We start from the raw sequence: 7,536 nt of genomic DNA on the forward strand, positions 1-7,536 counted from the left end.
GGCTCCTAGTGCTGGTTTCCACGAGTCGCGCCAGACGGAAAGCCGGTCGGTGGGGCCGCCCGGTCCGGAGGAGCGCGGGTGCACGCGCTTTCCGGATGTACTGGTCCCGGGTGTGCCGGACCGCGTTCCCGGGCCGTTCAGCAGCCTCCCGTTGGCCTGTACACGCTATCGCGCTTTGCCACCTGCTCGGCAGCCGTCCGAGGGTACGGAACACATGCGTTGCCGACCGGCGTCCGCTTCGCCCCCAACGCCCCCCCAAAGCCCGCATCAGCCGCTCCCGCTCACCGCGCGTCCCGGCGCGCCGCGCCCGCCGCCACGTGGGTAGCGTGTTCCCCATGTGCATCTCGATGGCCCCGGCCGGCTTCTCCGGCACCACGGTGTACACGGGGCGCCGCCACCACCCGGAACACGGTCTGATCCATGTGCTGGGCTATCAGAACACTTCGGTCAATCTGGCCACCGGGCCCAATGCGATGCTGCTGCATCTGCCCGCCCTCCCCATGGCCCGGGAGAACTTCCTCTCCGTGGGGACGTCGGACGACATCCTGGAGCGCATGGTGGACGCGGTGCGTCCGATGCCGGTGGCGGCGCCCGCCACCATGGACTGGATGAGCTCGGACCGCGGGCCGCGGGTGACGGTGTTCGACCACGACGTCTACACCGTGCTGCTGGCCCGCGACGCCACCGCCATCCCCGAGGCGCTGCACCAGGTGGAGCCCCGTAAACGGCCCCGGCTGGATCCCCGGCTGCTGGAGTTCTACGCGGATCGGTATCCGTGTCACACCATCGCGGTGTGCTGTTTCGACAACGGCGACGCTCAGCGCGCCAAGCCCCTGCTGATGTGGTACGAGCCCCTGGATCCGGACCAGTTGACGCTCCCCGCGCTGGACTGCCACACCGGCGGACCGCCCGATCCGGACGCCGAGGTGCCGGTGGACCACTGGGTGCTGTTCGGCACCGACGAGGCCCCGGAGGGCTGGGGCGAGCCCGTCGACTATCCCGCGGGTATGCGCCACACGTTGCGCGGATTCCTCCCCGATACGGTGATGGGCGCCTATTACGGGCAGGAAGCCCTGCCCAACGGGGACTTCACCCTGGCCCACGAGGATCTGCTCGCCGGGGACCTGGACCGCGTCCGCCGGCTGCGACCGGTGTGATCCCGGGACGGACCGCTCCGTCCGGCCGCGGCTGAGCCGCGGCCGGATCCGGTGCCGCGCCCCGCGCGGCCGTCACAGCGGCACTCTGGCGCCTCCCTCTCCCCCGGCTTACCTTGTTCAGCGGTAGGCATACCGTTCGCATGGCTTGTCATGTCTGAGCCCCAAGACGCCCGACAAGAGGTGAGCCTTGTTCCTGCGCCGAAGACGAGCCCGCCGCTCAGTGCTCGTCGCCACCGTTCTCGCCACCGTGGCGGCCGTCGCCGCCGGCCCCGCCCGCGCCACCGCCGACGGCGCACCGTCGGCCCGGCCCACCGGTCCTCCGCTCATGCGGCCGATCGACCCCCAGAACTGGCGCAACCCGGACGACATGACCTGGGCCGACTACCGCGCGGTCCCCGGTACCGACTGGGCCGACCCGTCGGTCGAACCCACCCAGCGCACCTTCAAGGGCGCGCTGGTGCTCCTGGACTACCCCGATGAGGAGTTCACGGTCAGCCGCCCGGCCGGATCGAACCGGTTCGGCAATCCGCAGACCAGCGCCGCCGGTATCCCCCGTGACCGCCTCCCCGGCTTCTACCGGGACTTCCTCAACACACCGGGTCCGCTCAACCACGGTCACACCATCAATGAGTACTGGATGGAGGACTCCGGTGGCCGCATCGGTGTGGATCTGACCGCCTTCGGCGTCTACCGCATGCCGTCCACGTCGTACCAATACGGGGTCGAGGACTCCATGAACCCGGGCGCCTTCCCGTCCGGGGACACCTGCGGCAAGGACATCCGCGCCGACGCCAAGGCGGCGTGGACCGGGGACATCGGCTCCGGCGAGGCGGCGAAGTTCGACTTCGTGTTCTACCTCACCGCCGGGGAGGACGAGTCCTCCACCTGGCAGGAGTTCGGCCCGATGAAGTTCGCGAGCGCGGGCGACGTCCCCGCGGCGTGGGGCCCGCCGGTGTCCACCGGGAACAACGCGGCCAGGACCCGCTACGTCCCGTGGACCTCCTGGCAGGCCGCCGCCCGTATCTGGCCGAATGCCTCGGACGGTTCGTCCCTCCAGGCCGAGAGCTCCGGTATGGCGGTGTACGCCCATGAGCTGAGCCATATCCTGGGCATCGGGGACAACTACAACAACCCGTACGGGACCCCGCTCAGCCGTGCCTACACCGGTATCTGGGGCATGCTCTCCCGCGGTTCGTTCAACGGTCCGGGAGGCCCGCACACCCGCTGGCGGATCCCCGCCACCGCCGGGGGTTCGATGGGTGCCCAGCATGTGCTGCGCGACAAGCTGAAGCTGGGCATCGTGGACGAGCGCAACGTCCTGCGCCTGGACCGCGCCGCCCTCGACGACTCCGGCCTCGTCACCGCCCGGGTCACCGCGCGCTCGGCGCCACCGGGGAGGAAGGGGCTCTCCGGGGTGACCGTGGCGATGGACAAGGACCTCTCCCCGCCCTGCGACCGCGGCACCGATCCGCTGTGCGACGGCGGCGGCTACGACCACTACACGCTCGAGGTCGTGGACCGGATGGGCATGGACTCCTTCACCCCCGACAACGGCGTGCTGATCAGCAAGACCAAGGAGCAGGACCGGGCACCGTTCGCGTGGGTCGTCGACGCGCATCCCGAGGACATCGACCTCGTGGACTTCAAGCGTCCCGACGGCACCCCGCAGAAGATCACCATGGGCGACTACCGCCAGCTCAGCGATGCGCTCTTCCACGCCGGTGCCGACTCCGGCAGCCAGTACGAGTACGTGGACAAGGCCAACCGGCTGCACTTCTACGTCCTCGATCTGCACCGCACCCGGTCCGGAGTGCTGTCGTACACCGTGGCCGTCCGCTCCCTCGACGGCGACGGGGCACAGCGGCGGGGGCTGACCGTCCACCGGGGCCAGCCGGCCGGTGAACCGTCCGGTGGCCCGGCCCGGTGCACCTTCGCCCTCGCCAACACCGGTGACACCGCTGACACCGCACCCCCGCGGGACCACCGGTCCGGGACCGCCGCCTCCACCACCTCCGATGTGTACCGGCTGTCGGCCACGACCGCCGGGCGGGGCTGGTCCGCCTGGCTGCCCAACCGGCTGGCCACCGCCGAGGCCGGATCCTCGGTGGACGTGAACGTGGCCGTGTCCGCGAAGAAGGGCGCCGACCGGCTCGGCACGGTGCTCCTCACCGCGCGTTCCGAGAGCGACCCCCGCAAGACCGCCACGGCGCGCTGCGCCCTGACGGCCTCCGGCGGCCGCTAGACACACCTACGGCCGGATATGAGTACGACGACGGCCCGCCGGATTCCGGCGGGCCGTCGTCGTACTCGCGTACCTAGGAGGTCGTGTCCTGGGCGTTCTCGATCGGCACCCGGAGGGTGTCCGGTTCACATCCGGCCGTCCCCGCGATGATGCGCGCCGCCCCCATGGTGAGCGGCACCAGGCTCCGTTCGTCCACCATCTCCGGGGTGTCCCGGGGATCGAAGATGTACATCGGAGTGGTGATCAACTGCACCAGGGGCACCCCGGTGTAGTAGAAGTACGCCCCGTCGGTCGCGGGGTTGGGCGCGAACGCCGTCGGCGACAGGATCCATGAACGCCGCAGGTCCTCCGCCGCGATGGAGTCGGCCACCAGCTTCTCCAGCCGCGGCGCCTGGGTGGTGAACCACCAGCGCACCTCGGGGTCGTCGGTGGGCACGACCTCGCCGTCGACCACCACCGCCTCCCGTGCGGCGTGTTCCAGGTGCATCTCCAGGACCACCTCGGGGAACAGCTCCGGATGCGCCGCGATGAAGGCCTGGGTGCCCGCCGCACCGGCCATATGGCCGGAGGTGAGGACGAACAGCATGTTGTGCGGCCGCAGTTCCCGTGGCACCGACGCCCAGAACCTGGCCTGGGCCAGTACGAGGGCGACACCGGAAGCGTCCTCCACGGCCGAGGCCCACGGACCGTCGTGGTGGGAGCCGACGATCACCCAGTGGTCGGAGGCGCCGGGAAGCGTCCCCACCACATTGTGGGTGGTCTCCTCGGTGAGCGTGGCGTCGGAGACGATCCGCCCCTCGCACGACCCGGACGCCATCAGCTCCCGGACCCGCGCCCCGTCCTGCCCGCTCAGCCAGATACCGGGGATCGACCGCGGCTCCGCGTCGTAGGGCCAGTAGAAGTCACTGGTCTCCCAGGGCAGTCCGGTGAGCAGACCGACATAGGCGGTCGCGCCGTCCTTGATGGCGATGTCGAAGTCCAGGACATGCGGCAGGTCGAAGGGGACCGTCTGCACGAGATCGGGGAACACACCCTCGGGGTCGTAACAGTCGGTGGCCCGTGCCTGCACCTCCGTCTGCGGAAGCCGGGTGAAGCCGATCTCCTGGACGGCGATGCCCCCGCGCACCTCCCCCTCCTCCATCCGGATGAGGTGCCCCTCGGTCCCCTCGGTGGGGGTGGTGTACGGCAGGGCGAGCCCGGAGAAGCGGGTGACCTCCCCGGGACGGTCGGTCGGCCAGATCTCGAAGGTGGCCGACCGCGGCCGCCAGACCGGGGTGTCCAGCGGCTCCAGCCGGACATCCTCGAGACCCGTCTCCCGGAACTGGTCGGCGGCCCACTCCTCGGTCCAGCTGTCGGCCGGATAACCCGCCCGGCGAATGCCCTGGCTGACGATCAATTCGATCCAGGTCATCATCTCCTTCGAGGTGGGTGCCCGGTCGATGTACTTTTCCAGGGCCGGCCAGCCCGGTGTGGCCGAGGACTCGTCCAGTCCGCCAGAATCGCCCATCGCCATCCTCCTCATCGCGAACGTCCGGTTCATGGTCGGCGATATCACTAAAGCTGGGCTAAGGCCATGGACCTAGGCGCGCGTTAGATCACCTTTAGTGAGGACGCAAATGATGGTCGCGGTATCGGCGCCAGGAGGGATCGCAGGCGCCGGACCGGAGGTCAGGCCCCGATTACCGGTGGAGTTGAGTGTGCTTACCCACAGAACAGACGGACAGGATCCGCGTCCCCCGGCCCGTGGGGCGCGGTGGATCCGGCGGCACGTCCCCGTCGGCGTGGTCGGCCTCGCGGCCGTGAGCGTGGTCGCGCTCACCGTGAGCCCGGTGAACGCCGAGCCCGACACCGAGGGCAAGAAGCCGCCGCGGTCCACCAACCCGCTGCCCGCGCCGCCCCAGATGCGCGATCTGGACTTCCTGCTCGGCACCTACACCTGTGACTACACCCCGCCGCCGGGCGGAAAGCCCGCGGTGCTCCGCATGACCACCAAGAAGGCCATGGGCGGCCATTACTACTACACCGACGCCACTCTGGAACCGGGAAAGGTTGTCGGCCGCTCCTCGTTCGGCTGGAATCCCGTCGACAAGACCTTCATCAACCAGTACCACGACAACTGGGGATCCTCGGGTACGTACACCTCCTCGGGCTGGAAGAACGGTCATCTCATTTTCAAGGGGCCGCTCAACCAGGTGGTCAAGCCGGACGCCAGCGGAAACACCGAGGGAATCAAACTGGGGCTGGTCGACGACTACCAGATCCTCGGGCCGGGACATTTCAAGGACAACACCAGCTTCACCTTCCCCGACGGGAACGTGCTGCGGGGCAGTTACGACTGCCGACGCGGCTAGCGCGGCGCGCGGACCGGGCGCCCGGCCCTGACCGGGCGCGTTCCGGCTCCGTTCCGTCCCCGTCCCGGACCTGGTTCCAGTCCCGCCCATTCCGTTCCCGCAGCACCGCGTTCAGCGCGTTGAGCGCCTTGAGCGCCTTGAGCGCCTTGAGCGCGTTCACCGCTCGGTCCCGACCACTCGTTCCGCCGGTTCTCGTCGAGGGAAGTGGGTACGCCGCCAATGGCGAACAACGAAGAGAGGCTTCTCGACTACCTGAAGCGCGTCACGGCGGACCTGCGTCAGACTCAGCGCCGTCTGAAGGACGCGGAGTCGGCCGGGCACGAGCCGGTCGCCATTGTCGGGATGGCATGTCGATTCCCCGGGGGCGTACGGTCGCCCGAGGAACTTTGGGAGCTCGTCGCCGCGGAGCGGGACGCCATCACCGAGCTTCCGACGGACCGCAATTGGGACGTGGACAACCTCTTCGACCCCGACCCGGAACACCCCGGCACCAGCTATTGCCGCGAGGGCGGGTTCCTCGACGACCCCGCCGGATTCGACGCCGCGTTCTTCGGCATCAGCCCGCGCGAGGCGCTGGGGATGGCACCACAGCAGCGGCTGGCCCTGGAGGCGTCCTGGGAGGCCGTCGAGCACGCCGGTATCGACCCGGAATCGCTGCGGGGCAGCGCCACCGGTACCTTCATCGGCTGTGACCACCTCGACTACTGCTCCGACGCCACACAGGTGCCCGAGGGCTCCGCCGGCTACTTCACCATCGGCAACTCGGCCAGTGTGGTGTCCGGCCGGGTGGCGTACGCCCTCGGTCTCGAGGGAGCCGCGGTCACGGTGGACACCGCGTGCTCCTCGTCCCTGGTGGCCATGCACCTGGCGTGCCAGGCGATCCGGCAGGGCGAATGCGAACTGGCCCTGGCGGGCGGTGTGGCCGTGATGTCCTCGACGGCGCCGTTCATCGGCTTCAGCGAACTGCGCGGCCTCGCCCCGGACGGCCGCTCCAAGGCGTTCTCCGCGGACAGCGACGGTATGACGCTGTCCGAGGGCGTCGGTGTGCTGCTTCTGGAGCGGCTGTCCGACGCCCGGCGCAACGGCCACCGCGTGCTCGCGGTCATCCGGGGCACGGCCGTCAACCAGGACGGCGCCAGCAACGGGCTCACGGCGCCCAACGGCCCGTCCCAGCAACGGGTGATCCGGCAGGCACTCGCCAACGCCCGGCTGACCGCCGCCGAGGTGGACGCGGTCGAGGCGCACGGCACCGGCACCACCCTGGGCGACCCGATCGAGGCCCAGGCACTCCTGGCCACCTACGGTCAGGAGCGCCCGGACGGACAACCGCTGCTGCTGGGGTCCATCAAGTCGAACATCGGCCATGCGCAGATGGCCGCGGGCGCGGCAGGCGTGATCAAGATGGTGATGGCGATGCGGCATGAACTGCTGCCCGCCTCGCTGCACATCTCGGAACCCACCCCGCATGTGGACTGGAGCGCCGGAGACGTCCGGCTGCTCACGGAGGCCACACCGTGGTCGCGGGCCGACCATCCGCGCCGGGCAGGGGTGTCCTCGTTCGGTATCTCCGGCACCAACGCCCATCTGATCCTGGAGCAGGCGCCGGAGGAGTCGGAAGCGGTCGCGCCGGCGCCGGTGGACGACGGTTCGGTAGCCGGGCCGGTGCCGTGGGTGGTGTCGGCACGGAGTGCGGAGGCATTGCGCGGCCAGGCAGCGGCCCTGGCCGGCCATGTCGATAGGGACACTGGTGTGTCTCCGGTCGAAGTGGGCTGGTCACTGCTCACCT

Annotated in this window: 5 protein-coding genes; 4 read left to right on the forward strand and 1 reads right to left on the reverse strand. The window is 69.9% G+C overall.

The genetic code is table 11. The features are described 5' to 3' along the window. The first annotated feature begins 335 nt into the window (after window positions 1-335). Window positions 336-1,157: a hypothetical protein gene (locus NMK44_RS29135; protein WP_254748623.1), complete on the forward strand. Its 822-nt coding sequence runs from the start codon at window positions 336-338 to the stop codon at window positions 1,155-1,157. 220 nt (window positions 1,158-1,377) lie between these two features. Next, window positions 1,378-3,399, forward strand: coding sequence for a M6 family metalloprotease domain-containing protein (locus NMK44_RS29140; protein ID WP_254748627.1), 2,022 nt, complete (start codon window positions 1,378-1,380; stop codon window positions 3,397-3,399). A 73-nt stretch (window positions 3,400-3,472) separates the two neighbouring features. Here the strand turns inward: NMK44_RS29140 and NMK44_RS29145 are convergent, their stop codons facing one another. Continuing rightward, window positions 3,473-4,906: a M28 family peptidase gene (locus NMK44_RS29145; protein WP_254748629.1), complete on the reverse strand. Its 1,434-nt coding sequence runs from the start codon at window positions 4,904-4,906 to the stop codon at window positions 3,473-3,475. A gap of 292 nt (window positions 4,907-5,198) precedes the next feature. Between NMK44_RS29145 and NMK44_RS29150 the strand changes: the two genes are divergently transcribed. Both NMK44_RS29150 and NMK44_RS29155 read left to right on the forward strand, forming a co-directional pair. After that, a complete protein-coding gene (locus NMK44_RS29150; RefSeq protein ID WP_254748631.1) occupies window positions 5,199-5,750 on the forward strand; it encodes a hypothetical protein in 552 nt (183 codons plus the stop codon). Window positions 5,751-5,969: 219 nt separating this feature from the next. Further along, on the forward strand, window positions 5,970-7,536 hold a 1,567-nt coding region (locus NMK44_RS29155), incomplete at its 3' end, for a type I polyketide synthase (RefSeq protein ID WP_254748633.1).

Source organism: Streptomyces cucumeris (genome assembly GCF_024295805.1).
Taxonomy (GTDB): domain Bacteria; phylum Actinomycetota; class Actinomycetes; order Streptomycetales; family Streptomycetaceae; genus Streptomyces; species Streptomyces cucumeris.